This is a genomic window from Burkholderia sp. WP42 (genome assembly GCF_000745665.1).
GTDB classification, from domain to species: Bacteria; Pseudomonadota; Gammaproteobacteria; order Burkholderiales; family Burkholderiaceae; genus Burkholderia; species Burkholderia vietnamiensis.
The window spans coordinates 45,744-71,021 of record NZ_JQJT01000034.1; the positions used below are offsets into that span (position 1 = coordinate 45,744).

25 protein-coding genes are annotated in these 25,278 nt (G+C 67.0%); 15 read left to right on the forward strand and 10 right to left on the reverse strand.

What is annotated here, in order from left to right; translation table 11 throughout:
• Window positions 1-35: 35 nt before the first annotated feature.
• Window positions 36-1,289, forward strand: coding sequence for a 3-(3-hydroxy-phenyl)propionate transporter MhpT (gene mhpT / locus EX20_RS20455; RefSeq protein ID WP_034194535.1), 1,254 nt, complete (start codon window positions 36-38; stop codon window positions 1,287-1,289).
• 14 nt (window positions 1,290-1,303) lie between these two features.
• A complete protein-coding gene (locus EX20_RS20460; RefSeq protein ID WP_034194536.1) occupies window positions 1,304-2,170 on the forward strand; it encodes an alpha/beta fold hydrolase in 867 nt (288 codons plus the stop codon).
• A 352-nt stretch (window positions 2,171-2,522) separates the two neighbouring features.
• Here EX20_RS20460 and EX20_RS20465 read toward each other — a convergent pair whose 3' ends face one another.
• The gene (locus EX20_RS20465; RefSeq protein WP_034194537.1) at window positions 2,523-3,509 is read right to left on the reverse strand and encodes a response regulator; all 987 of its coding nucleotides are present in this window, start codon (window positions 3,507-3,509) and stop codon (window positions 2,523-2,525) included.
• A 224-nt stretch (window positions 3,510-3,733) separates the two neighbouring features.
• Here EX20_RS20465 and EX20_RS20470 point away from each other — a divergent pair, with 224 nt between their 5' ends.
• A complete protein-coding gene (locus EX20_RS20470; protein ID WP_011882645.1) occupies window positions 3,734-4,231 on the forward strand; it encodes an acyl-CoA thioesterase in 498 nt (165 codons plus the stop codon).
• A gap of 58 nt (window positions 4,232-4,289) precedes the next feature.
• Here the strand turns inward: EX20_RS20470 and EX20_RS20475 are convergent, their stop codons facing one another.
• On the reverse strand, window positions 4,290-5,693 hold the full coding sequence (locus EX20_RS20475) for a sensor histidine kinase (protein WP_034194538.1): 1,404 nt from the start codon (window positions 5,691-5,693) through the stop codon (window positions 4,290-4,292).
• Between the two features lie 244 nt (window positions 5,694-5,937).
• Between EX20_RS20475 and EX20_RS32055 the strand changes: the two genes are divergently transcribed.
• From EX20_RS32055 to EX20_RS20490, 4 genes are all read left to right on the forward strand, one after another.
• Window positions 5,938-6,120, forward strand: coding sequence for a hypothetical protein (locus EX20_RS32055; protein WP_131929110.1), 183 nt, complete (start codon window positions 5,938-5,940; stop codon window positions 6,118-6,120).
• Window positions 6,121-7,023: 903 nt separating this feature from the next.
• The gene (locus EX20_RS20480; protein WP_034194539.1) at window positions 7,024-8,313 is read left to right on the forward strand and encodes an NAD(P)/FAD-dependent oxidoreductase; all 1,290 of its coding nucleotides are present in this window, start codon (window positions 7,024-7,026) and stop codon (window positions 8,311-8,313) included.
• 16 nt (window positions 8,314-8,329) lie between these two features.
• Window positions 8,330-8,887 carry a helix-turn-helix domain-containing protein gene (locus tag EX20_RS20485; protein ID WP_034194540.1) on the forward strand — a complete coding sequence of 186 codons (558 nt, stop codon included), beginning with the start codon at window positions 8,330-8,332 and terminating at the stop codon, window positions 8,885-8,887.
• 141 nt (window positions 8,888-9,028) lie between these two features.
• A complete protein-coding gene (locus EX20_RS20490) occupies window positions 9,029-10,375 on the forward strand; it encodes a glutamine synthetase family protein (RefSeq protein ID WP_034194541.1) in 1,347 nt (448 codons plus the stop codon).
• A gap of 65 nt (window positions 10,376-10,440) precedes the next feature.
• Here the strand turns inward: EX20_RS20490 and EX20_RS20495 are convergent, their stop codons facing one another.
• On the reverse strand, window positions 10,441-10,830 hold the full coding sequence (locus tag EX20_RS20495) for a lysozyme inhibitor LprI family protein (protein ID WP_014725429.1): 390 nt from the start codon (window positions 10,828-10,830) through the stop codon (window positions 10,441-10,443).
• Window positions 10,831-10,879: 49 nt separating this feature from the next.
• Window positions 10,880-11,641, reverse strand: coding sequence for an N-acetylmuramoyl-L-alanine amidase family protein (locus EX20_RS20500; protein ID WP_034194542.1), 762 nt, complete (start codon window positions 11,639-11,641; stop codon window positions 10,880-10,882).
• Window positions 11,642-11,970: 329 nt separating this feature from the next.
• On the opposite strand from EX20_RS20500, the gene EX20_RS20505 reads away from it, so the two are divergent.
• Together EX20_RS20505 and EX20_RS20510 are read left to right on the forward strand one after the other, a co-directional pair.
• Window positions 11,971-13,011 carry a bifunctional nicotinamide-nucleotide adenylyltransferase/Nudix hydroxylase gene (locus EX20_RS20505; RefSeq protein WP_034194543.1) on the forward strand — a complete coding sequence of 347 codons (1,041 nt, stop codon included), beginning with the start codon at window positions 11,971-11,973 and terminating at the stop codon, window positions 13,009-13,011.
• Window positions 13,012-13,085: 74 nt separating this feature from the next.
• Entirely contained in the window at window positions 13,086-14,519 is a 1,434-nt protein-coding gene (locus EX20_RS20510) for a nicotinate phosphoribosyltransferase (RefSeq protein ID WP_034194544.1), read from the forward strand.
• Between the two features lie 55 nt (window positions 14,520-14,574).
• On the opposite strand, the gene EX20_RS20515 is transcribed toward EX20_RS20510, so the two are convergent.
• Window positions 14,575-16,041, reverse strand: coding sequence for an aminotransferase-like domain-containing protein (locus EX20_RS20515; RefSeq protein ID WP_034194545.1), 1,467 nt, complete (start codon window positions 16,039-16,041; stop codon window positions 14,575-14,577).
• A 125-nt stretch (window positions 16,042-16,166) separates the two neighbouring features.
• Here EX20_RS20515 and EX20_RS20520 point away from each other — a divergent pair, with 125 nt between their 5' ends.
• Window positions 16,167-17,054 carry a DMT family transporter gene (locus EX20_RS20520; protein ID WP_034194546.1) on the forward strand — a complete coding sequence of 296 codons (888 nt, stop codon included), beginning with the start codon at window positions 16,167-16,169 and terminating at the stop codon, window positions 17,052-17,054.
• A gap of 76 nt (window positions 17,055-17,130) precedes the next feature.
• On the opposite strand, the gene lysA is transcribed toward EX20_RS20520, so the two are convergent.
• Window positions 17,131-18,369: a diaminopimelate decarboxylase gene (gene lysA / locus EX20_RS20525; protein WP_034194547.1), complete on the reverse strand. Its 1,239-nt coding sequence runs from the start codon at window positions 18,367-18,369 to the stop codon at window positions 17,131-17,133.
• 111 nt (window positions 18,370-18,480) lie between these two features.
• Here lysA and EX20_RS20530 point away from each other — a divergent pair, with 111 nt between their 5' ends.
• Together EX20_RS20530 and EX20_RS20535 are read left to right on the forward strand one after the other, a co-directional pair.
• On the forward strand, window positions 18,481-19,395 hold the full coding sequence (locus tag EX20_RS20530) for a LysR family transcriptional regulator (RefSeq protein WP_034194548.1): 915 nt from the start codon (window positions 18,481-18,483) through the stop codon (window positions 19,393-19,395).
• Window positions 19,396-19,463: 68 nt separating this feature from the next.
• Window positions 19,464-20,063, forward strand: coding sequence for a GNAT family N-acetyltransferase (locus tag EX20_RS20535; protein WP_034194549.1), 600 nt, complete (start codon window positions 19,464-19,466; stop codon window positions 20,061-20,063).
• A 116-nt stretch (window positions 20,064-20,179) separates the two neighbouring features.
• On the opposite strand, the gene EX20_RS20540 is transcribed toward EX20_RS20535, so the two are convergent.
• Window positions 20,180-20,752: a DUF4142 domain-containing protein gene (locus tag EX20_RS20540; RefSeq protein WP_014725422.1), complete on the reverse strand. Its 573-nt coding sequence runs from the start codon at window positions 20,750-20,752 to the stop codon at window positions 20,180-20,182.
• A gap of 372 nt (window positions 20,753-21,124) precedes the next feature.
• Entirely contained in the window at window positions 21,125-21,748 is a 624-nt protein-coding gene (locus tag EX20_RS20545) for an HAD hydrolase-like protein (RefSeq protein WP_034194550.1), read from the reverse strand.
• Window positions 21,749-21,940: 192 nt separating this feature from the next.
• Between EX20_RS20545 and EX20_RS20550 the strand changes: the two genes are divergently transcribed.
• Window positions 21,941-22,384, forward strand: coding sequence for a GNAT family N-acetyltransferase (locus tag EX20_RS20550; protein WP_014725420.1), 444 nt, complete (start codon window positions 21,941-21,943; stop codon window positions 22,382-22,384).
• Window positions 22,385-22,459: 75 nt separating this feature from the next.
• Window positions 22,460-22,678 carry a DUF1653 domain-containing protein gene (locus EX20_RS20555; RefSeq protein ID WP_009687837.1) on the forward strand — a complete coding sequence of 73 codons (219 nt, stop codon included), beginning with the start codon at window positions 22,460-22,462 and terminating at the stop codon, window positions 22,676-22,678.
• Between the two features lie 46 nt (window positions 22,679-22,724).
• Here the strand turns inward: EX20_RS20555 and atpC are convergent, their stop codons facing one another.
• Window positions 22,725-23,180 carry an ATP synthase F1 subunit epsilon gene (gene atpC, locus EX20_RS20560; protein ID WP_011882628.1) on the reverse strand — a complete coding sequence of 152 codons (456 nt, stop codon included), beginning with the start codon at window positions 23,178-23,180 and terminating at the stop codon, window positions 22,725-22,727.
• 19 nt (window positions 23,181-23,199) lie between these two features.
• Window positions 23,200-24,069: an ATP synthase F1 subunit gamma gene (atpG, locus tag EX20_RS20565; protein ID WP_034194551.1), complete on the reverse strand. Its 870-nt coding sequence runs from the start codon at window positions 24,067-24,069 to the stop codon at window positions 23,200-23,202.
• Window positions 24,070-24,136: 67 nt separating this feature from the next.
• Between atpG and EX20_RS20570 the strand changes: the two genes are divergently transcribed.
• Complete coding sequence (locus tag EX20_RS20570; protein WP_072465539.1) at window positions 24,137-25,273, forward strand: phosphate acetyltransferase; 1,137 nt, start codon at window positions 24,137-24,139, stop codon at window positions 25,271-25,273.
• The last annotated feature ends 5 nt before the right edge of the window (window positions 25,274-25,278 follow it).

Below are 25,278 nucleotides of genomic sequence, written 5' to 3' on the forward strand. Positions count from 1 at the left end.
CGAAGAGCGCTGCATCGTTCAACCTGGAGACAACAATGAACACGTCAACGGCTTCCCCCCCGCGCGTCGGCGGCGCCATCACCATCGGCCTGTGCCTCGCGGTCGCGCTCCTCGAAGGGCTCGATCTGCAATCCACGGGCATCGCTGCGCCGCGCATGGCACGCGAGTTTCATCTCGCGGTGGCGCAACTCGGCTGGGCATTCGGTATCGGCGCGCTCGGCTTGTTGCCGGGCGCGGCGCTTGGCGGCAGGCTCGCCGATCGCATCGGCCGCAAGCGCGTGCTGATGATGTCCGTCGCGCTGTTCGGGATATTTTCGATTGCAACGACCCAGGTGTGGGATCTGCAGAGCCTGCTCGTCGCGCGCTTTCTCACGGGCCTCGGCCTCGGCGCGGCGATGCCGAACCTGATCGCGTTGTGCGCGGAGGCAGCGCCGCCCCGACAGCGCAGCACGGCGGTCGGCGCAATGTACTGCGGCATGCCTTTCGGCGCGGCGCTCGCGGCCGTGATCGGCATCGTCAGCCCGGGCGCCGAGGGCTGGCGGCAGATCTTCTATGTCGGCGGGATCGGGCCGCTGCTGACCTTGCCGCTGCTGGCGCTGTGCTTGAAGGAGTCGACGCAATTCGCCGCGGCGAGCCAGGGTGCGAGCCGCGCGTCGAAGGACGGCATCGTGCGCGCGCTCTTCAGCGACGGACGCGCGGGGACGACCATCGCCCTGTGGATCAGCTACCTGGGGACGCTGATCGTGCTGTATTTCCTGATGAACTGGCTGCCGTCGATGGTGCTCTCGCGCGGCCTCACGCCGGTCCAGGCGAGCATCGTGCAGATGATGTTCAACATCGGCGGCGGCATCGGCGCGATCGTGATCGCGGCGCTGTCGGATCGCATCGGCAAGCGGCCGGTCGTGGTCGGCATGTATGCCGGCATCGCGCTTGCGTTGCTGGCGCTCGCCGGTGCGACGGGGAGCGTGTCGATGGCATGGGGCGGCCTGCTGGCCGGCCTGTTTCTCGTCGGCACGCAGTCGGTGCTGTATGCGCTCGCCGGCGCGACGTATCCGACGCGGGTGCGGGGCACGGGCGTCGGCGCAGCGGTGGCCGTCGGCCGCATGGGTTCGATGATCGGCCCGCTGATCGCCGGGCAGCTGCTGGCGTTGGGCCAGAGCGCGTCGCTGCTCGTGATCTCGAGCATTCCGCTCATCGTGATCGCGGCGCTCGGCGCGCTCACTGCGGTCGCGAAATCTCCGCGCGAGTCGGTCAACGGCTCGCACACCCTTGGAACCGAATCGATCTGACGAAGGACATCGACATGACTGACACTGTGACTCATACCGAAAGCGCGACCAGCAAGTACGTGAACGTGGAGGAAGGCGGCACGGAACTGCGCGTGCACTACAACGACACGGGCACCGGCAACGAAGCGCTCGTTCTGCTGCACGGCTCGGGGCCGGGCGCGACCGGCTGGGCGAACTTCCATCGCAACGTGGACGCATTCGCGAACGCGGGTTATCGCGTGATCCTCGTCGACTGCCCCGGCTGGGGCAAGAGCGATTCGATCGTCTGTACCGGCTCGCGCTCCGACCTCAACGCGCGCGTGCTGGCGGGCGTGCTGGATACGCTCGGCATCGGGCGCGCGCATCTCGTCGGCAACTCGATGGGCGGGCATAGCGCGGTGGCCTTCGCGCTGTCGTATCCCGAGCGGGTCGGCAAGCTGGTGCTGATGGGCGGCGGCACGGGCGGTCCGAGCCAGTTCGTGCCGATGCCGACCGAAGGCATCAAGCTGCTTCAAGCGCTGTATCGCGACCCGACGCTCGAGAACCTGAAGAAGATGCTCAACGTGTTCGTCTACGATGCGAGCACGATGACGGAAGAGCTGATGCAGACGCGGCTCGAGAACATGCTCGGACGGCGCGATCATCTGGAGAATTTCGTGAAAAGTCTGGCGGCCAATCCGAAGCAGTTTCCGGATTACGGTCACCGGCTGAGCGAGATCAAGGCGCCCGCGCTCGTGATTTGGGGCCGCGACGACCGGTTCGTGCCGATGGATGTCGGGCTGCGGCTCGTCTGGAATATGCCGAACGCCGATCTCCACGTGTTCGGGCGCTGCGGGCACTGGGCGCAATGGGAGCACGCGGAGCGCTTCAACCGGATGGTGCTCGAGTTCCTGCGCCGATAACGAAGGGTGGCATCGGTGGCGGCCGTTTGCCCGGCCTAACGACGTAAATCAGTCCAAGAAAATGGCCGCATCCTCGAAATCAACGGCGGCCTTTATGATCCGCCGCCGGCGAAGCTGAACAACCCCTTTGTCCGCCAAGGAATCGCAACGACCCTGTCAAAAGTGTCAGTTTCAATTCCATTAATATTTTGTTTTAATCGGCGTCCCTATTCCGAGGGCCACCAATAAATTGCCGGTGTCGTGAGTAGTCGTTCGTGTGAAGATGCGCATTCGGCGCGATTCGATCGATTGCTTCTTCAAAACCGGTGTCTAAAAGTACCAGCCGTGCTTACGCCAGGCTGGCGCGTTGAAACTAAATCGCAAAAGAGTCAGGGCGGCGATCGCTGTTCATCTGCGCCTTGCGCCAGCGTGCGTACGTCGACATGTTCGGCTCGAGTACCGCAGACTCGAGTCGACTCCAGCCGTAGAACGCGCCATCCCATCCGGGAACGGGCAGCGGCTGGATTGACGGAACCCCCATCATGCCCGCGCGGTAGGCCTGAAACGGCCAATACAACGGCATGATGCGACGGGCTTCCATTTCCCGGCGCAGTGAGGAAGTGTCGCCTTCATCGGCCACGATGCCGCACTGGAATGCCCATTCGTCGGCGTCCCACACGAGAAAAACACTCGGCTGACCACCGGCGTCGAACATCAGCACGGCGTTCTGATCGAGACGCCAGTAATATTCCACGATCCGTTCCCGCTCGACGATGGTTTGCATCGCCGCGAGCGCTCTCGCGTCGCAGTACGTGGATCCGACGTCGTTGGCGCTGATCATTCCTCGCTCGGCACAGTGGCGTGCCTTCGCCTCCGTCAGCGCGCGGGTCAGCTTCTCCGTCATGTCCGGCGCGGACTTCTTCACGTACAGGTCGATGACGCCGGCGTTGAACGCCTCAACGGCTTCCCGCTCCGTCGCCACGCCCGTCAGCAAGATCTTCGTACACGGCATGTCGGCCAAGGCCGCGAAAACCTCGACGCCGTTCATTTCGTCCATCTCGTAGTCGGCAACGACGGCGGCCACTTCGTCGAATCGCGTCACGTCGGTCAGCGCATCGAGCCCCAAGGCATTGAAGCTGCGCTTTTCAAAATCGGAAAATTGCGATCCCGATAGCCGCTCGGGCGTGCCGCGACGGTGTTGCGATGTCAGGAAGTTCAATGCTTCGCGCGGTGAGCTGAAAAAGCGGTTCAGAGGCCCGTTCCGATAGGTCCCACGTAGCGCGTCGAGGAAGCCCGGATGATCGTCGACAAATACCGTGGACACGGGATAGAACACCGGCTGCCTGACAAAGCGACGCATAGCTGATCCGAGAAACGTGAATTAAACGAGCGAGCCATCCCGCATCGGGATATGGCGCCGCGCACCAGCGTCAGATTATCGGACATCTCAAAGGCGACCGGCAACTGCAGCCCATTTTGTCCGGGTACGACCAACAAAAATAGGGCAAATCCAAAATGGGACACGCCCTCATGCCGAAGGCGTGCGTTGCTGCCGCTTGCAGTCGTTCTTCTGGAAAAAAATCCATGTTGACGCGAAACGCAATCCCTCAAATCCTGCTCAATAACCCGGAGCTGCTGTCGTCGGAATTAAACACGGCTGCGCCTCACAAGACGTTCCATCACGTGATCGACATTTATCTGAAAGATTCCAATGCATTCATGAACACGTATTTCGCACGCTATTTCGAGTGGCAGGGCGTATGTCGTGAGCGCTGGTTCCACGAGTGCATTCACAACAATCTGCTGGCTTCCGGCGGCACGTTCGTCACGAAACGTGCGCACCAGGAGTACGTCCAGGAGACGTTCCCGTTTCAGCGCGTCGATTGCTACCTCAATACGCTGCAGGTGCGGCAGTGCTCGGCCTATCTGGTGTTCCGCTTCTGCGTCGACGAACGCACGGTTTCGCTGGGATACCAGCAGATCCTCTTCGCGGGAACCGACAAGCGGATCCGCCGCTTCCCGGCCGGCATCATCGAGCGGGTCAAGGAATATGAACTGAACCTGCCGTCGCTCGAAAGCTAAGCTGTGTCGTCCCGCCCGGTGCGTCAGTGCCGGGCGGGCGCCGTATCGGCACGCCGGGTCACCTGCGCGACGCAGGTGACCCGGCCTCAGGCAAGCGAATCGTGAAGGTCGTCATGACGCCCGGCACCGACTCGCACGAAATCTGACCGCCGAACATCTCGCAGACTCGACGGCAATACGCCAGCCCAAGGCCCGCGCCGCGGCCGTGCGACTTCGTGGAATAGAACGGATCGAAGATGTGAGGGAGAACATTGGCGTCGATGCCGGTACCGGTATCTCGAATCTGGAGCACGCAAGATCTGTCGTCTCGCTCGGCGAGGATCTCGATCCTGCCCGTTGTGCCGCCCGTCGTTGCGTGCAGCGCGTTTTTCAGCAGGTTGAACACGACGAAAAGCATCAGCGAATCGGAGCCGAAGTACTGCAGTCGCGGGTCGATCGGCGCGACGTCGACACGCTCGCGTTCCCCGGCGGAAAAAGGATAGCAATCGAGCGCAACGTCGATGCAGCGCCCGATCGAATGAGTCGAGAAGCTTTGGCGATCCACGCTGTCCAGCGTAAACATCGCCAGCGACATTTTGACCATCGCATGCGTGCTGTCGACCTGGTGGCGTATCGCAGCGGGGAGCGCCGGAAGTCGCTCGAGCTGCTCGGTGTCCAAATCGCCATCCACGAGCCGATGCGTCACGGCGAGCTGATATCCACGTAGCAGGGCCGGCAGCGCTCGGTCGATTTCTGCCACATACATGCCGATCGTCGCAAGCGGGGTGGTCACTTCATGCGCTACCGTCGCCGCGACCAGGAACGGCCGCATCAGCCGATAGCGAACGATCGTCACAGCGAGGATGCCGAGGCTGAGCGCGATGAAGACGACGCCCGGCGGATAAAACGGGTAGCCGTAATTCACGGCGTAGTCGATGGCCGCGAGCGAATACAGCCCGAGGCTCAGCAGGCAGAGATCGAGGAGCTTGCGCTCGTCCCGGCCGCGAGCCGCCCGACGGCGCGCGGTGACCAGGAGCCAGCCGCTGCGACCGGCGAGGACGATCGTTTGCACGACGTGCACGGGATGCAGACGCCCGGCGCGGGGATAATCTCCGAAAGCAAATTGACGAACGCCGTCGACGACCTCGTTGCCGGTGAGCAGCAGTACCGCCAGCACCGCGCTGATGGCATATGACGCCAGCAGCAGCGGGCGTTCGTTTCGCCGGGCAACGGTTGCCGTTACAAAGTGATAGAACGTCGTCGGCAGGAACATGATGAACAGATAGCCGACCTTGGCCAGCACGCGGGCAACGTCCGGCTGGCTGGTCTGAAACAGGAAGGCCCACGTCCCCTGCCAGACGAAGGTGGTCATGCACATCAGCACGAAGGGCGTCGATCGTCGGGTCACGCCCTCGGTCAGCCATACATAGACACCAAATCCGAGAAAGAGGGCGGACACAAACGCCGGCAAGATCGAATACATGCAACTCGGTTCCGTTTCACAGGGTTGCCTACAGCGGACTGCTTAGTGCAGGGTTGAAGTTTCGTCGTCGATTCCGATGGCTGACTCGTTCAGCGATCGCATGGTTTGCCAGCTTCAATCGCGCCGCTGCCGGCATTCCGTTGCGGCGCATACGGGCGGATTGCGGCACGGAAGGCCGCGGTACGCCCCAGCCTCGAGAATATCGACGGTATTTTGCCTTGGAGGTCATCAACGATACCAGAGGATGAATCACGGTCGTGGCGGTCAGCTTCAGATACTCGAGCGCGAGCATTTCGCTTTGGTTTTCGATTGCGCCATGTTTTTACTTTTCCGTGCGGGCGTTGGCACTTGCCGCCGCCCGTTTAAGAAAAAAGCGCCGACGGGCGTGAACCGGTCGGCAGAAGGAGTTCCGGCATCCAAGGGTTGAATTGCATTGTCGAAACCGGGCAAAAGGGGACGCCGTCGTGGATTTACGATCGGCTTCGTTCTTGCCAGTCGATCAATTCGGTCTCCATTGTCGGAAGGTGCTGCGACGGCTTTTCTTGATGAGCAGGGCAGGCACGCCGTCATGTGTACCCCAAGGCGCAAGAGATTGAGTCACGCGGGACATGGCCTCGACGGAGGCACCTTCGCCAATCTCGCATCCCGGTAGTACGGAACCCGCGCCGATCGTTACGTGGCGGCCTAACCGCGCGGAAGCGATGTCGACACCTGGACGTTGTTCGGGCGGTACCAGCCAATGGCGCCTTCGACAGTCTCGAGGAAAGTCATCCGGTTCAGTGGGGTGGCTCACAGTTGTAATTCTCTCGACATCGGCGGGAGTTCCTTGGTGTGCGTACAGACGCGATTCGATGGCGGGGGTTACTGCCGGTGTCGATAACGCTGGTTGCATCGCATGTCGGTTGCGAAGTGTGCGAGCCTGAGGCCCCGCAAAGTGGTGCATCCACGGCGGCGTCATTGGGCGAACTTTCGCGCCGTGTGCGCAAGAGTGGGTGGACTTTAATTGCAGCCAGCGAACGCGGCGTGCCGCGTTGTGCTGATTAAATCAGACGCGCTCCAGTCGAGGCGGTGGTTGCGCGCTGGGAAGCCCTCGCGACGGGCGTTCGATGTATATCACGGGTCGCCTGGTGCCCACCGCGCGCTGCCAGCCGAATGTCCCTCAATGTTGCCGAATGTCCGATTCGGCCACCAGAGCCCTAAATCGGCGACATTTGGTTCGTCGGACGGTACACGGACCGACTTACCTCCCCACGCTCGCCCCCTTGCCCGCATGAAATCGGCGTGCTAATTTTTCATGAAATTCACCTGCAAAAATTTCACGAAAACCCGCATGTTCGTGCAATCCGACCGTCACGTCGCCACCTACTACGCCGCTGCCTACCCGGCGTCGATCCCGCAGCGTCCTGAACTGGACGAGCGTATCGACGCCGATGTACTGGTCGTCGGCGCCGGCTTCAGCGGCCTGCATACGGCGTTGCGCCTCGCGCTCGCCGGCAAGCGCGTCGTCGTGCTCGAAGCGAGCCGGGTCGGATGGGCCGCGTCGGGGCGCAACGGCGGGCAGGCGCTGCTCGGCTGGTCGTGCGACATGCAGCCACTCGAGGATGCGCTCGGCCGCGATGGCGCGCGCCTGCTGTGGGACAGCATGCGCTGGGCCGCCGCCGAAGTGCGCGAGCTGCCGGTGCGGCACGGTTTCGACATCGATTACCGGCCCGGCAGCCTGTGGGCCGCGGTGCGGCCGCGGCGCGTCGCGCTGCTCGCGCAGGCGCGCGACGAGGCCGCCGAGCGCTGGGGCTACGACCGCTTGCGCGTGATCGGCAAGGACGAGATGCCCGCATGGATCGGCAGCGCACGCTATCTCGCGGCGCTGCACGATCCGGAAGCAGGCCATCTGAATCCGCTCAAGCTCGCGCTCGGCCTCGCGCAGACGATCGAACGCGCAGGCGCGCGCATCTACGAGCAGAGCCGCGTGCTCGACTGTCGCGAGACGCCCGATGGCCATATCGCCCGCACCGCGCGCGGCGAAGTGCGCGCCGACGTGCTGGTCCTCGCGTGCAATGCCTATGTCGACCGGCTCGATCCGGCGCTGTCGCGTCGGCTGTTGCCGGTCGGCACGTATCAGGTGGCGACCGCGCCGCTCGCGCCGGCGCTCGCACGCGCGCTGCTGCCGCACGACAGCTGCGTGATCGACAACCAGTTCGTGCCCGACTACTTCCGCCTGAGCCCGGATAACCGTCTGCTGTTCGGCGGCGGCTGCACCTATCTCGGCGGCATTCCCGCGGACATCGCGGCCGCCACGCGCCCGCGTCTCGAGCGCGTGTTCCCGCAGTTGGCGGGCGTGCGGCTCGACTACGCGTGGGGCGGCCATATCGACATCAGCATGCGGCGCACGCCCGACATCGGCCGCCACGGTCAGCGTTTCTGGCTGCAGGGCTTCTCCGGGCACGGCGTGCTGCCGACGCTCGCGGGCGCCCGCGCGGTCGCGGACGCCGTGCTCGGCGACGATCGTCTGCTCGCGCAGTATCAGCGCATCCGCAACCCGCGCTTCCCCGGCGGCGAGCGCTTCGCCGCGCCGCTCGAAGCGCTCGGCAAGGCCTGGTACCGTTTGCGCGATACCGTCTGACGCACCGGAACTCACGATGAACGAACAGGAAGAAATAGAAAGTCTGGCGATCCTGATCCGCGATCTGCGCAAGCATCGCAAGGTCACGCTCAACGATCTCGCGGAGCGGATCGGCCGCTCGGTCGGTTTTCTGTCGCAGGTCGAACGCGGGCTGTCGCGTCCGACCGTCGCCGATCTCACCGCGATCGGCGAGGCGCTCGGCGTGCCGACCACGTACTTCTACAGCCTCAGCAAGCCGCGCAGCGTGCCGTGGGTCACGCGGCCCGACGAACGCCGCACCGTGTATTACGCGGCCGGCATCACCGACATCCTCGTCTCGCCGAACATGCGTTCGCGCTTCTCGATTCTCGAAAGCCATCTGGCGCCCGGCGCGAACAGCGGCGAGCGCCCGGTCGACGACAGCGACGAGCAGGGCGGCTTCGTGCTCGAAGGCGAGCTGACGATCTGGCTGGACGGCGACGACACGCCCGTCACGCTCGGCCCGAACGACGCGTTCCAACTGCCCGCGCACAAGCGGTTCCGCTACGCGAACCTGGGCGACGTGCCGGCGCGCGTGATCTGGGTGTTCACCTGAGCGATTGCATGCGGCCGGCAGGTCCTGCCGCATGGCGGTTGCCCGTTACGCAGTACCGATTGACGGCTGCATGCGACGTGCCGCATGCCGATGAAGCGGTTCGCCGCGCCGCGGCGCCGCATACATGGAAAGGATTGAGACATGGCTGACGTCGTTCCCGCGCTGGTCGATGAAGTCCGCGCATTTCGGCACGCGTATCCCGAGATCCGTTATGTCGACCTGATCTGCCTCGACCTGCCGGGCCATTTCTACGGCAAGCGCTATCCGATCGATGCGCTCGAGAAGGTCGCGACCGGCTCGCTGCTGAAGCTGCCGCAGAACTGCGTGCTGCTCGGCACGCAGGGCGGCCTCTACAAGATCGGCGACTACTGCTTCAACGACGGCGACCCGGACGCGCCGCGCCGGCTGATTCCCGGCACGCTGAAGCCGGTGCGCTGGGAGCGGCAGCCGCTCGCGCAGATGCTGATCAGCTCGGACGGCACCGACGCGCCGATCGAATTCGAGCCGCGCGAGGTGCTCGCGCGCGTGCTGCGACGGTTCGCGGCGCGCGGCATCCGGCCGGTCGTCGCGTTCGAGCTGGAGTTCTATCTGTTCGCGGCGCAGCTCGCCGACGGCATGCCGCAGTATCCGCGCGACCGCCTGAGCGACGACGCCGACGATCAGCCGAACATGCACATCGAGCGTCTGTCGCGTTTCTCCGACGTGCTGCACGAGATGGTGGAAGCGGCGCGCGAGCAGGGCGTCGACGCGACCGTGATCACCGCGGAGCTCGGGCCCGGCCAGTTCGAGATCAATTTCGGCCACAGCGACGACGCGCTGCGTGCGGCCGACTGGTCGGCGCTGTTCTGTCGCAGCACGCGCGGCGTCGCGTTGCGGCACGGCTATCGCGCGAGCTTCATGGGCAAGCCGTACCTGCATGCGCCCGGCAGCGGGATGCACGTGCACGTGAGCCTGTACGACGAAGCTGGCCGCAACGTGCTCGCGGCCGACGGCCAGCGGCCGCTGCGGCACGCGGTGGCCGGCTGTCTCGCGCTACTGCCGCATTGCATGCCGGTGTTCGCACCGAATCACAACGCGTTTCGCCGCTACGGGTCGATGGTGAACGCGGCGAGCCGCGCGAGCTGGGGCTTCGAGGATCGCGACGCGTGCCTGCGGATTCCGGAGTCCGATGCGCGCAATCTGCGCATCGAGCATCGGCTCGCGAGTGCGGACGCGAATCCGTATCTGGTGCTCGCGGCGATTCTTACCGGCATCGAGCATGGGCTCGACGCGCGGCTCGAACCGATCGCGCCGCTCAACGACGATCGCGGCAGCGGCATCGACTTCCCGAAGGAGATGCTGTCGGCAGTCGCCGCGATGCAGGATCATGCGGCCGTGCGCGATGGGCTCGGCAGCGAATTCGTGATGGTGTACTGCGAGAACAAGCGGCAGGAAGAGCTGGATTTTCGCAACGAGATCGGCGCGCGCGAGTATCGCTGGTTTCTGTGAGCGCGGCGCGATGAAGGTCCCGCGCCGCGACCGAGGCGTGGCACGGCGCGGAACCGGGGCAACGCTCAGTCGCCGAGCTTCGCCGTCACGCAGCCGGTGCTCGTGCACTCGCGCTCGCGTTCGCGCAGGAACGTCAGTCGCGATTGCGTCGCGTCGATCGCGCATTGCAGGTTCACGAGGTAGCCGTCGTCGCGCGTTTCGCTGCAGCGGTCGTCGCGCTGCTTCATCCACGCGAGCTGGCCGGACTTCAGCTTGGCCTGCTGGTCGCCGCTCAACTGCTTGCGCAGGCGGCCGTATTGGTCGTTGAGTTCGCGGTCGAGCTGCGAAAACTCGTTGCTGCTGCAATACACCTGGTCGAACGCGCTGCGCGGTTTCCCGCAACCGGCCGCGTGCGCCGCGAACGGCACGGCGAGCGCGAACAGCGCGCAGGATGCGAGCAGATTCTTCTTCTTCATCGTAGTGCTCCTCACTGGGTAAAACCGTTGAAAGCGGGCGGCCGCGTCTTCAGCGGGCCGCCGTACATGCGTCGATGCCGCCGGCGATCGCCGCGCCCAAACGCTGGATCGTGTCGCGCTGCGCGAGGCGCTTTTCCTCGTCGGGATTGACGATCACGCCGGCTTCGACGAGCACGGCCGGAATCGGCGCGGTGCGCAGCACGACCAGATCGTCGAAGCGGTGGATGCCGAGCTGCGGATCGATCAGCGGCCGGTTCTCGCCCTTGATCGGCTGCGCGTGATACAGCGATGGCCGTTCGCCGGCCGCGAGCAAGTGCTCGGCGATCGACTTCGCGCAGCGCAGGCTTTCCGCGTAGTGCGGATTGCGCTCCGACACGAACACCGCGAACCCGTGGAATTCGCGCTGCCGCCCCGCGTCGATGAACTGCTGCTGCATCGAATCGTGATGGATCGACACGAACAGGTTCGCATCGGGCGCCTGCGTCGAGCGCTGGTCGAGCGCGATCTCGCGGCCGTCGGCCGACGTGCGCAGCACGCGGTCGCCGTGGGCGATGAGCGTGTCGGCGACGGCGGTGGACAGATCCAGGTTGTAGCGGTATTCGACGCGGCCGCTCGCGCCGGTCGCGCCCGGATGGGCCGGCGTATGGCCGGTGTCGACGACGATGTAGCGGGCGGACGGCGGCGGCGCGTCGGGGCCGGCGGCGCGGGCCGCGCCAGGCACGAGCGGCGCAGCCAGCAGCGGCATGCACGCGAGCAGGCGCGCAACGGCGCGCGTGGACGAACGAAGGCGTCGAACGGTTCGGTTTGTCATTGTTGTCGTCGAGATGGGCATCCGGCGCGTCGCATCCCCGTCGCGCCGACGGCCTGCTCAAGCAGTCGGAATGTGGCGCGATTATAGCGGCTGCGTGCGGCGAGGCAATGACCGAATGCGCGGCGGCGCACGCGTGCTCGGCGCGGCAACGTGGGTGCCGCCGCGGGCCGCGTCAACGGCAAGCGGTGCGGATCGGACGAAGCCGCCGTCGCGCCGCATTGCGCTCGAGTCGAGCGCGCGCTCGATTGATTTTCGCGGCGAATTCTCCTACGATTGCGTCCATGCCTTCGGGACAGACCCGAAGCGTTTCAATCTCTTGAGGGAGCCTCATGAGTACGCAACAGAACCGGCGCTTCGACGCGCTCGTTTTCATTGGTCGTTTCCAGCCTCCGCATCGTGGTCACCTGAACTTGCTGAAGTCGGCATTGAGCCGCGCCGAGCGCGTATGCGTGCTGATCGGTTCGACCGACAAGCCCCGCACCGTCAAGGATCCGTTCTCGTTCGACGAGCGTCGCCAGATGCTCGCGTCGTTGCTCGACGCGTCCGAACGCGAGCGCGTGACGATCGCAGCGGTGCAGGATTCGACGTACAACGACGGCGACTGGGTGCGCTGGGTGCAGGACGCCGTGGCAAGCGCGCTCGGCGACGTCGCGCAGCGCAAGGTGGGGATCATCGGCCACGAGAAGGACCCGACGTCGTATTACCTGCGGATGTTCCCGCAATGGGAGTTCGTCGACGTCGATGCGTCCGAAGACATTTCCGCGACCGACATCCGCGACCACTATTTCGCGGAACGCACCAACAGCTTCGTGCAATGGGCGGTGCCGGAGCCCGTGTTCGGCTGGCTCGAGCGCTTCCGCACGCAGCCTGAATTCGCGCAGCTGAAGGCCGAGGCCGAGTTCATCGCCGCGTATCGCAAGGCGTGGTCGGCCGCGCCGTATCCGGTCACGTTCGTGACGGTCGACGCGGTGGTCGTGCACTCGGGCCATATCCTGCTGGTGCGCCGGCGCAGCGAGCCGGGCCGCGGGCTGTGGGCGCTGCCGGGCGGCTTCGTGAACCAGGACGAGCGGCTCGATGCGGCGTGCATCCGCGAGCTGCGCGAGGAGACCGGCCTGAAGCTGCCGGAGCCCGTGCTGCGCGGCTCGATCAAGGATCGTCAGGTCTTCGATCATCCGACGCGCTCGCTGCGCGGCCGCACGATCACGCACGCGTGCCTGTTCAATTTTCCGACCGGCGAGCTGCCGCGCGTGAAGGGCAGCGACGACGCCGACAAGGCGCGCTGGGTGCCGCTCAACGAATTCGCGCAGATGCGCAACGTGATGTTCGAGGATCACTTCGACATCGCGTATCACTTCCTGGGGAAGCTGTGATCCGCTGATTCCCCGGATACCGGTCCGCCGCGACAGACGCGGCGGCACTTCAACGGCCTAGAGGAGCTCTAGCCATGCAAGATCGTTCCGGCGGCTTTGCCGCAGTTCTCGCCAATCCGATCCTCAACACGGATTCGTACAAGGCTTCCCACTTCCTGCAATATCCGCCCGACGCGCAGGCGATGTTCTCCTACGTCGAATCGCGCGGCGGCCGCTACGACCGCACGCTGTTCTTCGGCTTGCAGATGCTGCTGAAGGAGTATCTGTGCCGCCCCGTCACGCACGCGATGATCGACGAGGCGCGCGATTTCTTCGCGGTGCACGGGCTGCCGTTCAACGAGGACGGCTGGCGCCATATCGTCGAGCGCTACGACGGCTTCCTGCCGGTGCAGATCCGCGCGGTGCCTGAAGGCTCGATCGTGCCCGTGCACAACGTGCTGATGACCGTCGAATGCGACGATCCGAAGGTGTTCTGGCTCGCGTCGTATCTGGAGACGATGCTGCTGCGCATCTGGTATCCGGTGACGGTCGCGACGCGCAGCTGGCATCTGCGGCAGACGATCCGCCGCTTCCTCGAGAAGACCGACGACGATCTCGCGCAGTTGCCGTTCAAGCTGCACGACTTCGGCGCGCGCGGCGTGTCGAGCGCCGAGTCGGCTGCGCTCGGCGGCGCCGCGCACCTGGTGAGCTTCATGGGCTCGGATACCGTGCTCGGCGTGCTCGCCGCGAACCGCTTCTATCGCGAGCCGATGGCCGCGTACTCGGTGCCGGCGGCCGAGCACAGCACGATCACGTCGTGGGGCCGCGAGCACGAGGCCGATGCGTACCGGAACATGATCGAGCGCTTCGGCCTGCCGGGCGCGATCGTGTCGGTCGTGTCGGATTCCTACGATCTGTTCGCCGCGCTCGACATGTGGGGCGGCCCGCTGCGTCAGGCGGTGCTCGATTCGGGCGCGACGCTCGTCGTGCGGCCCGACTCCGGCGACCCGGTGACGATCGTGCTGCAGACGGTGCGCGCGCTCGACGCGTCGTTCGGCTCGAGCGTGAACGGCAAGGGGCGGCGCGTGCTCGACCACGTGCGCGTGATCCAGGGCGACGGCGTCGACGAGCAGTCGATCGAGGCGATCCTCGCCGCACTCGACGACGCCGGCTACGCGGCCGGCAACGTCGTGTTCGGAATGGGCGGCGCGCTGCTGCAGCGGGTCGATCGCGACACGCAACGCTTCGCGATGAAATGCTCGGCGATCCGGCGCGGCGACGTTTGGCACGACGTCAGCAAGGATCCGGTCACCGATCCGGGCAAGCGCTCGAAGCAGGGACGGCTGACGTTGCTGCGCAATCGGCGCACGGGCGAATACCGGACGGTGGCGCTGCCGGTCGCATGGGACGATCGCGCGCTCGAAGGCGAGTGGGACGATGCGCTCGAGACGGTGTTCGACACCGGGCGGATGCTCGTCGACGCGACGTTCGCCGAGGTGCGGGCGAGGGCGCACGCGGCCGAGGTGTGAGCGTCGGCGTCGGGGCGCTCGTTCGCCCCGACATGCGCCGCGACGCCGGCGAGCGTCATCGTTCGCCGGCCAGCGTGGACCCGCCGTGTTCCGCGCGCCGTGCCGCGTCCATGGCGCGCGCGAGCGCATCGAATACCGCCGGCCCCTTGCAGCGCGACACGTTGAAGCGCATGAACGACGTCGCGCTGCGCGACGCGCTGAACACGTCGCCGGGCGCGAGCACCACGTCATGGTCGAGCGCATGGCGCGCGACGCGCGCCGCATCGAGCCCGTCCGGCAGCGCCGCCCATATGAACAGACCGCCGCGCGGCTCCGTCCAGATCCGGAGCCCCGCGCGTGCGAGCCGCCGGATCGTTTCGCCCATCGCATCGGCCAGCTGCGCGCGCAGGCCGTCGAGATGCCGCCGGTACGTGCCGTCCACCAGCAGCCGATGCACGACGTTCGCGCCGATCTGCGCGTTGCCGAACGACGTCGCGAGCTTCAGGTCGACCAGCGCGTCGATCCATTCGGGGCGCGCGGCGACATAGCCGCAGCGGATCGCGGCCGACAGCGTCTTCGAGAAGCTGCCGATCGACACCACGCGCGACAATCCGTCGAACGCCGCCAATCGCGGTGCGGGCGTGCTCTCGAAGTCCGCGAAGATATCGTCCTCGACGATCAGCAGCCCGTGCTCCGCCGCCAGCGTCAGCAGCCGATGCGCAACGGGCGGCGCGAGCGTTGCGCCAGTCGGGTTGTGCAGCGCGGCGTTGGTGATGTACAGGCGCGGCCGGTGTTCGACGAGCGCCTGTTCGAAGCGCGCGAGATCGGGGCCGTTCGGCGTGTACGGCACGCTGACGATGCGCGCACGATGCGCGCGCAGCAGCGCCTGGAAGTTGAAGTAGCACGGATCGTCGAGCACGACCGTGTCGCCCGGCTCGAGCAGCAGCCGGCACACCAGATCGAGTGCGTGCGTGCCGCCGTCGGTCAGCATGATCTGCGCGGGCTCCGCGTGGATGCCGTGCTGGGCGAGGCGCCACGCAAGCTGCTGACGCAGCGCGGGCAGCCCGAGCGGCGTCGCATAGTCGGTCAGCGCGTCGGGTTCGTCGCGCGATACCGCGCGCAGCGCGCGGCGCAGACTCTCGTCCGGCAGCCACGACGACGGCAGCCAGCCGCAGCCGGGCTTCACCGAGCCCGGCGCCGCCTCGAGCGCCTGGCGCGACAACCACAGCGGATCGAGCTCGCGATCGAGCCGCGGGCCGAGCTCCGCGAGCGCGAGCGGCGGCGCGTGGCCCGCCACGTAGAAGCCCGAGCCGCGCCGCGCGACGAGCGCGCCCTCGCTCGCGAGCCGCTCGTACGCATCGACGACGGTCGATTTCGACACGCCCAGCGCGTCGGCCATCATCCGGATCGACGGCACGCGCGCACCGGGCATCAGCGCGCGGCTCGCGATCCGCGCGCGCAAGGTGTCCATCACGGTTTCCACGCGGGTGCGCGATGGTGCGGGCGCGGTGGGCAACGGGGGAATCGGCACGGCACGGCTCATGGCTGAAAAGAACTGTACGGACGGTTGTTCAGTACAGTTTGGCGGAATTGTATTGGGCTGTAGCTTACGCGCTTTTCGCGCGCGGCGGATCATCGGTGATCTCCCTTCGACGATCAGGATTTCCCGTGCAAAAGACCACCGACGGATGGCTCAGCGGCCTGCTGGGCGTGATCATCTTCAGCGGCTCGCTGCCCGCGACGCGCGTCGCGGTGCAGGGGCTGGATCCGCTGTTCCTCACGTTCGCGCGCGCGACGATCGCCGGCGTGCTCGGCCTGATCCTGCTCGTCGCGTCGAAGCAGAAGCGGCCGACGCGCGCCGAGACCGCCTCGCTCGCCGTGGTCGCGCTCGGCGTCGTGGTCGGCTTTCCGCTGCTGACGGCCCTGGCGCTCAAGCACGTGACGTCCGCGCACGCGATCGTGTTCGTCGGGCTGCTGCCACTCGCGACCGCGCTGTTCGGCGTGTGGCGCGGCGGCGAGCGGCCGCGGCTGCCGTTCTGGATCTTCTCGCTGGTCGGCAGCGGCGCGGTGGCCGCGTTCGCGCTGCGCAACGGCGGCAGCGCGTCGGTGGTCGGCGATGCGCTGATGCTCGCGGCGATCGTCGCGTGCGGGCTCGGCTATGCGGAAGGCGCACGCCTGTCGCGCCAGCTCGGCGGCTGGCAGGTGATCTCGTGGGCGCTCGTGTTGTCGCTGCCGGTGATGCTGCCGCTCGCCGCGTTCACGTGGCCCGCGACGTTCGACGGCGTCGACGCCGCCGCGCTGTGGGGGCTCGCGTACGTGTCGCTGTTCAGCATGCTGATCGGCTTCGTGTTCTGGTATCGCGGCCTCGCGCTCGGCGGGATCGCGGGCGTCGGTCAGCTGCAATTGCTGCAGCCGTTCTTCGGCTTCCTGCTTGCCGCCGGGCTGCTGCACGAGACGGTGCCGCCGTCGATGCTCGTCGTGACGGCGGTCGTGGTCGGCTGCGTGGCCGGCGCGAAGTACTTCTCGAAGATGGCGCCGGTGCAGCGCGCGGGCTGACGCGTGACTGCGCGGCCGTCGGCGTTCGGCTCGCCGAACGCGGCGCGGATGCGGGCGCGGATTTGGGCGGCGCGCGTTACTCGAAGGTCTCGAGCGCGAGCAGTTCGCCGATCGTCTGCCGGCGGCGGATCAGCCGCGGCGTGCCGCGATCGACGAGCACTTCCGGTGCGAGCGGCCGGCTGTTGTAGTTCGACGACATCGACGCGCCGTATGCGCCCGCATCGTGCAGGAACAGCAGATCGCCGATCTGCGGCTGCGGGAGCTTGCGGTGCGTGACCACGCCGCCCGCGTCCTGCGTGAACACGTCGCCGGACTCGCACAACGGGCCGGCGATCGCGATGTCGACGAGCGGGCGGCCGGCCGGCAGCGTGCCGTCCGGCGCGTGCACCGACACCGCGTGGTAGCTGCCGTACATCGACGGACGCATCAGGTCGTTGAAACCCGCGTCGATCAGCACGAAGTCGTGCTGCGGCCGACGGTTCACGGCCTGCACTTCGGTGACGAGCGTGCCGGCCTCGGCGACGAGGAAGCGGCCCGGTTCGATCTCGATGCGCACCGCGTGGCCGAGATGCCGTTCGATCCGCTTGCGCGCGGCATCCCACTGGTTGAAGTAGTGACCGACGTCGACGCGCGGCTCGCCGTCGCGATACGGAATCGACAACCCGCCGCCCGCCGAAATGGCGTCGATGTCGTGGCCGAGCGACGTGACGAGATCGACCATCGCGTCGCACACCTGCGACAGGTGGCCGTAGTCGACGCCCGAACCGATATGCATGTGGATGCCGACCAGTTTCAGCCCGTAGCGGCGCACGATCTCGATCGCGTGCGGCACGTCGTCGATCCAGATGCCGTGCTTGCTCTGCGGGCCGCCGGTGTTGGTCTTGTTGCTGTGGCCGTGGCCGAAGCCGGGGTTCACGCGCAGCCACACGCGATGGCCGGGCGCATGCTCGCCGACGCGCGCGAGCATGTCGAGCGACCCGGCGTTCACCGTCACGCCGTGCTTCAGCACGGCCGCGAGCGTCGGACGATCGATCAGGTCGGCGGTGAACACGACGCCTTCCGGCTCGCCGGCCGGGCTGAAGCCGGCCGCGAGGCTGCGCTCGATTTCGCCGAGCGACACGGCGTCGACGCACGCGCCTTCTTCGCGCATCAGCTTCAGGATATGCAGGTTCGAGTTCGCCTTCTGCGCATAGCGGATCACGTCGAACTGGCGCAGTTGAGCGATGCGTTCGCGAATGACGTCGGCGTCGTACACCCACAGCGGGGTGCCGTATTGCTGCGCGAGCGTCGCGAGCTGGCGGGAATCGAGGGACATGGCGGTGGATCGGTCGAATGAACGGATAGCCGCCATGATGCGCCGGATCGTCTATACAGTAAAATGCCTGTTTATCTGTATTCGATTCATTCCTGATATAGACGGGTGGCCATGCTGACACACCGGCACATCGAGGTCTTCCGCGCGCTGATGGTCACCGGCAGCACCACACGCGCGGCCGAGATGCTTTATACGTCGCAGCCGACGATCAGCCGTGAGCTCGCGCGGATGGAGCAGGCGGTCGGCTTCGCGCTGTTCGAGCGCTCGCACGGCCGGCTGCGGCCGACGATGGCCGCGCTCACGCTGTTCGACGACGTGCGGCTCGCGTATGTGGGGCTCGAGCGCGTCGCGGCGACGGCCGCGCGGTTGCGCGAGTTTCGCGACGGCCAGCTGTCGGTGATCGCGCTGCCGGCGTTCGCGCATGCGATTCTGCCGGGCGCGTGCCGGCGTTTTCACGACGCGCATGCGGGCGTCAGCGTGTCGGTCGCGACGCAGGAGTCGCCGGTGCTCGAGGAGTGGCTGACCGCGCAGCGCTACGACCTCGGCTTGACCGAGCACGACGTCGCGCCGGCCGGCACCGTGCTCACGCCGCTGCTCGAGGTCGACGAGGTCTGCGTGCTGCCCGACGGCCATCCGCTGCTCGACAAGCAGGCGATCGATCTCGCGGATCTCGCCGATCGCCCGTTCGTGAGCCTGTCGCTGAACGACCCATACCGGATCCTGATCGACGAGGCGTTCGCGCAGCTCGGCGTCGCGCCGCGTTCGGTGGTCGAGACGCCGTCGGCCGTGTCGGTGTGCGCGTTCGTGCGGCAGGGGCTCGGCGCCGCGATCGTCAATCCGCTGACCGCGCTCGATTTCGTCGGGCGCGACCTGCATGTGCGGCCGCTCACGCGTTCGTTTGCGTATCGCGTCAGCGTGATCGTGCCCGAGCACCGGCCGAAGAACCTGCTGGTCGATGCGTTCACCGACGCATTGCGCGACGAAGCGACGGCGATCCGCCGCCGGCTCGCGGCCTTGCCGGGTTAGTGCGCGGGTAGCGCCGGCCGTATGATGGACGTTTCGCTGCATGCAGCCTCGCTTCGACGGAACCCGCGATGACCGACACTTCTTCGTTGCCCGCACAACCGACGCTCACCGGCGAGCACATCGTGCTGCGGCCACTCGCGGCATCCGACCGGCAGGCGCTGCTCGATGCGGCGGCGGACGGGGAGTTATGGAATTTGAAGGTCACGGTCGTGCCGGACGAACGCACGGTCGACGCGTATCTCGACACCGCGCTGCAAGGCCGCGCGGCCGGCACGGTGATGCCGTTCGCGATCGTCGAGCGGGCATCGGGCCGCGTGATCGGCAGCACGCGCTTCTGGAAGATCGACCGCAACAATCGCAAGCTCGAAATCGGTCATACGTGGCTGAGCGCATCGGCGCAGCGCACGCGCGCGAATACCGAAGCGAAATGGCTGCTGCTCGCCTACGCATTCGACACGCTGCAGTGCGTGCGCGTGCAGTTCACGACCGACGAATTGAACGAGAAGTCACGCGCCGCGATACTGCGGCTCGGCGCGAAGCAGGAAGGGATCGTGCGTCACGAGCGGATCATGCCCGACGGGCGCAAGCGCAACTCGGTGCGCTTCAGCATCATCGACGGCGAGTGGCCGGCCATCCGCGATCGGTTGAAAGCGAAGCTCGCGACCTGACGCTTGCCGTGTAGCGTCCAGTGATGCGCGTCGCGTCGCGTTGCCCGAGGGGAACGGCGGCGCGACGCGCGGGGATTCGGCATGCCGCCGCGCACGGCGCGCGGCGGTGCGTCGCGTTACTGCGCCGACGCGAGGTGATGACGCTGCGCGAGCTTCTGCGCGTCCGCGTAGTGCGCCTGCAGGATCGGCAGCGCCTGACGTGCGACTTCCTTCAGCTTCGCATCGCGGCCCGACGCGATTTCGGCCTGGAATGCCGAGATCGTCTTCTGCTGGCCGGCGAGCGCGACCTGCTCGATGTACGCCTTGTCGAACTCGGCGCCGCGCAGATTCTTGATGCCGTCGAGCACGGCGCGGTCGGGATCGTTGGCCGGCACGTCGACGCCGCGCGGGCTCGCGGCGCGCATCGCCTGGATGATCTTTTCATCGTCGGTCGACACGCGTTGCGCGAACGCCTTCACCTGGCTGTCCGACGTGCGCGAATCGGCGATGCGCGCGGCGTCGTGCTGGGTCGACACGGTCTTCGTGCCGTCGGTGATGAAGGCCTGGTCGGCTTCGTGGATGCGCGCTTGCGTCGTCGCGGCCGGCGCGGACGCCGACGGCTGCGCCGTTTGCGCGGTCGCCGTCACGGCGACGAGAAGCAGGCCAGCGGCAGACAGTGCAACGCGCGTGACTTTGGGAAAGCGGTTCATGGGACCTCCTTTCTATCGGGGCTCTGTTCAATGGACGGATCGCGTGATCCGCTGCTGTTGCGAGAGGCCGGGGCGCGGCCCGGGCCGGGCTCGAGCGCCGCTCTGCCGACGCGGCTGTCGAAGTGTTTCCCGGCCCGACCGATTCTAGGAGAGCGTCTGCGTCGCAGGTGCAACCGCGCTGTGCTTTGTGTAACGGTTGGTAAGACGAATGGAAGGGCTCGCGAGCGTGCAGGTAGCGGCTACCTGCGGCGCGCTTTCATGGCGGCAAAATTTGCGTGCCTGACGTGCATCGGCCCGGCCGCGCTCGGCGCGCGTGTCATCGGCGTGTCATCGTCGAATCTGCAACGCTGCGCGTGAACACGCGCCGCGCCGCTATACGCGATCGAGCAATGCGTCGAGGCTCGGCAGCAACGGTGTGTCGCAATGCGGCTGCAATGCGTGCGGCGTCGTATAGCCCCACGCGACGCCTTGAAACGCGATGCGCGCGCGGCGCGCGGCCTCGGCGTCGCGGATCTCGTCGCCGACGTACAGCACGTCGGCCGGTTGCACGCCGGCTTCACGCACCAGCGCACGCAGCCTGCGCGCCTTGCCGAACAGCGGAATGCCGCACGCGAACGTATCGACGCGGCCGCTCGCATGCGGGCCGAGCCGGTCGCGCACGACGTCCTCGCTGTTCGACGTCGCGATCGCGATGCGGATGCCGCGCGCGGCGAGCGCGTCGAACGTGGCGGCGACGCCGGGGAACAGCTCCACCTGCGCGAGGCGCGGGCGCATCAGCCGGCGCACGTCGAGCGTCACGCGCGGCACCTTCCAGACGGGCACCTCGAGGGCGCGGATGATCTCGCGCGCGGACATCCCGCGCAGCGCCGGCCGCAGCTCGGGCGTCGCGTCGCGAAAGCCGTGCAGGCGCGAGGCGTCGGTCAGCGCCGACAGGAAACAGTCGAGGGAATCGGCGAGCGTGCCGTCGAAGTCGAATGCGATGAGTCGATAGGGCATGAAACGGTGCGGGATATTCATCGAGCGGCCGACAATAGCACCGAATCGGAAGCGCTGCTGGGCGGTTTGGCCGCGACGCGCGGGCCACGGCGCACCTCGCGCCGCAGCCCTTCGCTGCGCGGCCGGGCTGCTTGCCGCTCGTCCGGGCGCGCGCTATCGTGGCTGCTCCGCCCGCGACTCCCGGAGACCGACGTGCCCGATATCCCGCCCGCCACGCTGAGAATTTCCACCGACAAGCGCGAACTCGACGTCGACGCGATCTTCGAGTTCCTGCATCGCGACGCGTACTGGTCGCAGGGCATCCCGCGCGACGTCGTCGAGCGTGCGATCGAAGCTTCGCTGTGCTTCGGCGCCTACGTCGACGGCCGGCAGGTCGGCTTCGCGCGGCTCGTGACCGATCACGCGACGTTCGCCTACCTGTGCGACGTGTTCGTGCTGCCGCACGCTCGCGGCAATGGCTACGGCCGCGCGTTGATCGACTACGTGTTCGCGCAGCCGATGTTGCAGGGCCTGCGCCGCGTCATGCTCGTGACGACCGATGCGCACGCGCTGTACCGGCCGGTCGGCTTCGAGCCGCCCGCGCATCCCGAGCGCATCATGGAGATCCGCCGCCCGGACGTGTACGCGAAGCGCTGACGCGCGGGGCGAAGCGCATGCGGCCCGAGCGGCGCATACAATACGCGCTTTCGTCTTGCAGAAGGAACGCCCATCATGACCGAACAGGAAGCCGAACAGCTCGCCACCCATCGCCACTACAAGGGCGGCCTCTATCGCTATATAGGCGTCGCGCGCCATTCGGAAACGGAGGAAGCGGTGGTCGTGTACGAGCACCTGTGGCCGCATGCGCGCGGCCTGTGGGTGCGCCCGGAAGCGATGTTCAACGAGAATCTGCCCGACGGCACGCCGCGCTTTCGCAAGCTGCGCGACTGATCGCCCGACCGATACGCCCGGCTGATAAACCCGACCGAGCCGCGCGTCAGCCGCCGCGGCGGGCGCCGTGCGATGCGTGGTCGCGCATCGCCATCGCGAAGAACCGCCGGATCTCGTCCATCAGCTCCGCGCGTGCCGACGCGAAGTCGAATGCGCGCCGGTTTTCCTGCGCGTGCACGCGCCGCCACTCGTCGGCCGCGTGGCGCGCTTCGCGCGCGCGCAGCGCATCGAGCTCGGGCGTGCGCAGCGCGTGATCGGCGATCAGCGTGACGCCTTCGCGGCTCACTTCGAGCACGCCGCCGGCCACCAGAATGCGGCGCCGCTCGCCGCTCGGCGCATCGACGAGCGTGACGACGCCGGGCCGGATGCGCGTGAGCAGCGGCGCGTGGCGCGGATAGATCCCGAGCTCGCCGCTTTCGCCGGGGACGACGACGAAATGCGCGTCGCCCGAATACAGCACGTTCTCGACGCTCAGGATGTCGAGCTTCATCGACGTGTCCATCGTCGCCTCCTTCACTCGTTCAAACGGCCGCCGCGCCCGCGACGATCTCGCACAGCTCGGTGGTGATCTGCGCCTGCCGCGTCTTCTGGTAGAGCCGCCGCAGGTCGCGCAGCACGCGGTCCGCGTTGTCGGTCGCGGTCTGCATCGCGAACATGCGCGCGCATTGCTCGCAGGCGTCGTTCTCGACGACGGCCTGGTACAGCATCGATTCGACGTAGCGCAGCAGCAGCGTCTCGACCGCCGGCCGCGGCGCCGGTTCGTACAGATAGTCGGACGACACGCTCTCGCTTGCCGGCGCGGCGTCGTCGGGCGTGGCGAGCGGCAGCAGCATGTCGATGCGCGGCTCGTACGCGAGCGGGCTCGTCAGACGGTTGTAAGCGATGTACACCGCGTCGAGTTCGCCGTCGACGAACGCGGTCAGCGGCACGAGCAGCGCGCCGAGCACGGTGTCGAAATGCGGTTGCGCGGCGAGGCCGCCCGAGCGCGCGACGATGGTCGCGCCGTGACGCATCAGCGGCTGCAGCCCGCGCGCGCCGATCACGCTCAACTCGCACGCGATGCCGTCGTGCTCCCATCGTTCCAGCGCATCCAGGCATTGCACCAGCAGCCGCGCGTTCAGCGGCCCGCACAGCCCGCGGTCGGTGCTGACGACGATCAGCCCGACGCGCCGCACCGTTGCGCGTGGCGTCATCAGCGTCGAGCCGTAATCGGGCCGGTCGCGCAGCACGCGTTCGGCGATCGCGCGCACGCGCTCGGCATACGGCCGGAAGTCGCGGGCGCGCCGCTGCGCGCTCGCCATTTTGGTCCGTGCCATCATCTCCATCGCCTTGGTGATCTGGCGCGTGGACGAGGTGCTGGCGATTTTCGAGCGAATTTCGCGGATGTGCATGGTCGGCAAGGAAGGGGATGCGAGGCAGGACGCGCCGCGTATGCAGGCGGGCTGCCATCGGTGCGTCATGGTGCGATTTCATGCTATCGGGACTTCACCTGAAACGATTGATACGGGTCAAACAATCGTCTGCGGATTCGCACCAGAATCGGTTCACGCGTTCCTTCACGAACCTTCACGAGAGGCAGTCATGTCCGACTCCCGGCAGCATCAGAAATACGACGCGCTGATCGCGCGATGCCGTACGGTGCGGCCGGTGACGGTCGCGGTCGTCCATCCGTGCGACGAAGTGTCGTTGCGTGCGGCCGTCGATGCCGCGCAGGCCCGCATCATCACGCCGGTGCTGGTCGGCCCCGCCGCGCGCATCACGGCGCTGGCCGCGACGATCGGCGTCGACGTGTCGGGCTTTCGGCTCGTCGATGCGCCGCACAGTCACGCGGCGGCCGCGTTGGCCGTCGCGCTCGTGCGCGCGGGCGACGCGCAGGCGCTGATGAAGGGCAGCCTGCACACCGACGAGCTGCTCGAAGAAGTCGTGCGGCCCGATACCGGGCTGCGCACGCAGCGGCGGTTGAGCCACGTGTTCATCATGGACGTGCCGACCTACTACAAGCCGCTGTTCATCACCGATGCGGCCGTCAATATCCGGCCGACGCTCGAGCAGAAGGCCGACATCGCGCAGAACGCGATCGATCTCGCGCATGCGCTCGGCATCGCGCAGCCGAAGGTCGCGATCCTGTCGGCGGTCGAGACGGTCAGCTCGAAGCTGCCGTCGACGGTCGATGCGGCCGCGCTGTGCAAGATGGCCGAGCGCGGCCAGATCACCGGCGCGCTGCTCGACGGGCCGCTCGCGCTCGACAACGCGATCAGCCCCGAAGCCGCGCGCCTCAAGCATCTGTCGTCGGCTGTCGCCGGCGACGCCGACATCCTGCTCGCGCCCGATCTCGAAGCCGGCAACATGCTCGCGAAAGAGTTGACGTTCCTCGCCAACGCCGATGCGGCCGGCATCGTGCTCGGCGCGCGCGTGCCGGTGATCCTGACGAGCCGCGCCGACAACGAGCGCACGCGGCTCGCGAGCTGCGCGATCGCGGCGCTGGTCGCGGATGCCGCGCGTGGCGCGGGCGTGCCCGCGGCCGTGGTGTCGCCGGCATCGGCCACGCCGGCCGAGGCGGCGGTGCTGGCGTCGGCGCAAGCCGCATCACGGTGAAGGAG

Coding starts and splice junctions, on each gene's coding strand:
- mhpT (WP_034194535.1), top strand. CDS start 36: ATGAACACGTCAACGGCTTCCCCCCCGCGCGTCGGCGGCGCCATCACC.
- EX20_RS20540 (WP_014725422.1), bottom strand. CDS start 20,752: ATGAACCGCTTTCCCAAAGTCACGCGCGTTGCACTGTCTGCCGCTGGC.
- EX20_RS20460 (WP_034194536.1), top strand. CDS start 1,304: ATGACTGACACTGTGACTCATACCGAAAGCGCGACCAGCAAGTACGTG.
- atpG (WP_034194551.1), bottom strand. CDS start 24,069: ATGCACATCCGCGAAATTCGCTCGAAAATCGCCAGCACCTCGTCCACG.
- EX20_RS20465 (WP_034194537.1), bottom strand. CDS start 3,509: ATGCGTCGCTTTGTCAGGCAGCCGGTGTTCTATCCCGTGTCCACGGTA.
- lysA (WP_034194547.1), bottom strand. CDS start 18,369: ATGTCCCTCGATTCCCGCCAGCTCGCGACGCTCGCGCAGCAATACGGC.
- EX20_RS20480 (WP_034194539.1), top strand. CDS start 7,024: ATGTTCGTGCAATCCGACCGTCACGTCGCCACCTACTACGCCGCTGCC.
- EX20_RS20515 (WP_034194545.1), bottom strand. CDS start 16,041: ATGAGCCGTGCCGTGCCGATTCCCCCGTTGCCCACCGCGCCCGCACCA.
- atpC (WP_011882628.1), bottom strand. CDS start 23,180: ATGGACACGTCGATGAAGCTCGACATCCTGAGCGTCGAGAACGTGCTG.
- EX20_RS32055 (WP_131929110.1), top strand. CDS start 5,938: ATGAATCACGGTCGTGGCGGTCAGCTTCAGATACTCGAGCGCGAGCAT.
- EX20_RS20510 (WP_034194544.1), top strand. CDS start 13,086: ATGCAAGATCGTTCCGGCGGCTTTGCCGCAGTTCTCGCCAATCCGATC.
- EX20_RS20530 (WP_034194548.1), top strand. CDS start 18,481: ATGCTGACACACCGGCACATCGAGGTCTTCCGCGCGCTGATGGTCACC.
- EX20_RS20475 (WP_034194538.1), bottom strand. CDS start 5,693: ATGTATTCGATCTTGCCGGCGTTTGTGTCCGCCCTCTTTCTCGGATTT.
- EX20_RS20470 (WP_011882645.1), top strand. CDS start 3,734: ATGTTGACGCGAAACGCAATCCCTCAAATCCTGCTCAATAACCCGGAG.
- EX20_RS20545 (WP_034194550.1), bottom strand. CDS start 21,748: ATGCCCTATCGACTCATCGCATTCGACTTCGACGGCACGCTCGCCGAT.
- EX20_RS20505 (WP_034194543.1), top strand. CDS start 11,971: ATGAGTACGCAACAGAACCGGCGCTTCGACGCGCTCGTTTTCATTGGT.
- EX20_RS20490 (WP_034194541.1), top strand. CDS start 9,029: ATGGCTGACGTCGTTCCCGCGCTGGTCGATGAAGTCCGCGCATTTCGG.
- EX20_RS20555 (WP_009687837.1), top strand. CDS start 22,460: ATGACCGAACAGGAAGCCGAACAGCTCGCCACCCATCGCCACTACAAG.
- EX20_RS20485 (WP_034194540.1), top strand. CDS start 8,330: ATGAACGAACAGGAAGAAATAGAAAGTCTGGCGATCCTGATCCGCGAT.
- EX20_RS20535 (WP_034194549.1), top strand. CDS start 19,464: ATGACCGACACTTCTTCGTTGCCCGCACAACCGACGCTCACCGGCGAG.
- EX20_RS20495 (WP_014725429.1), bottom strand. CDS start 10,830: ATGAAGAAGAAGAATCTGCTCGCATCCTGCGCGCTGTTCGCGCTCGCC.
- EX20_RS20570 (WP_072465539.1), top strand. CDS start 24,137: ATGGTGCGATTTCATGCTATCGGGACTTCACCTGAAACGATTGATACG.
- EX20_RS20500 (WP_034194542.1), bottom strand. CDS start 11,641: ATGACAAACCGAACCGTTCGACGCCTTCGTTCGTCCACGCGCGCCGTT.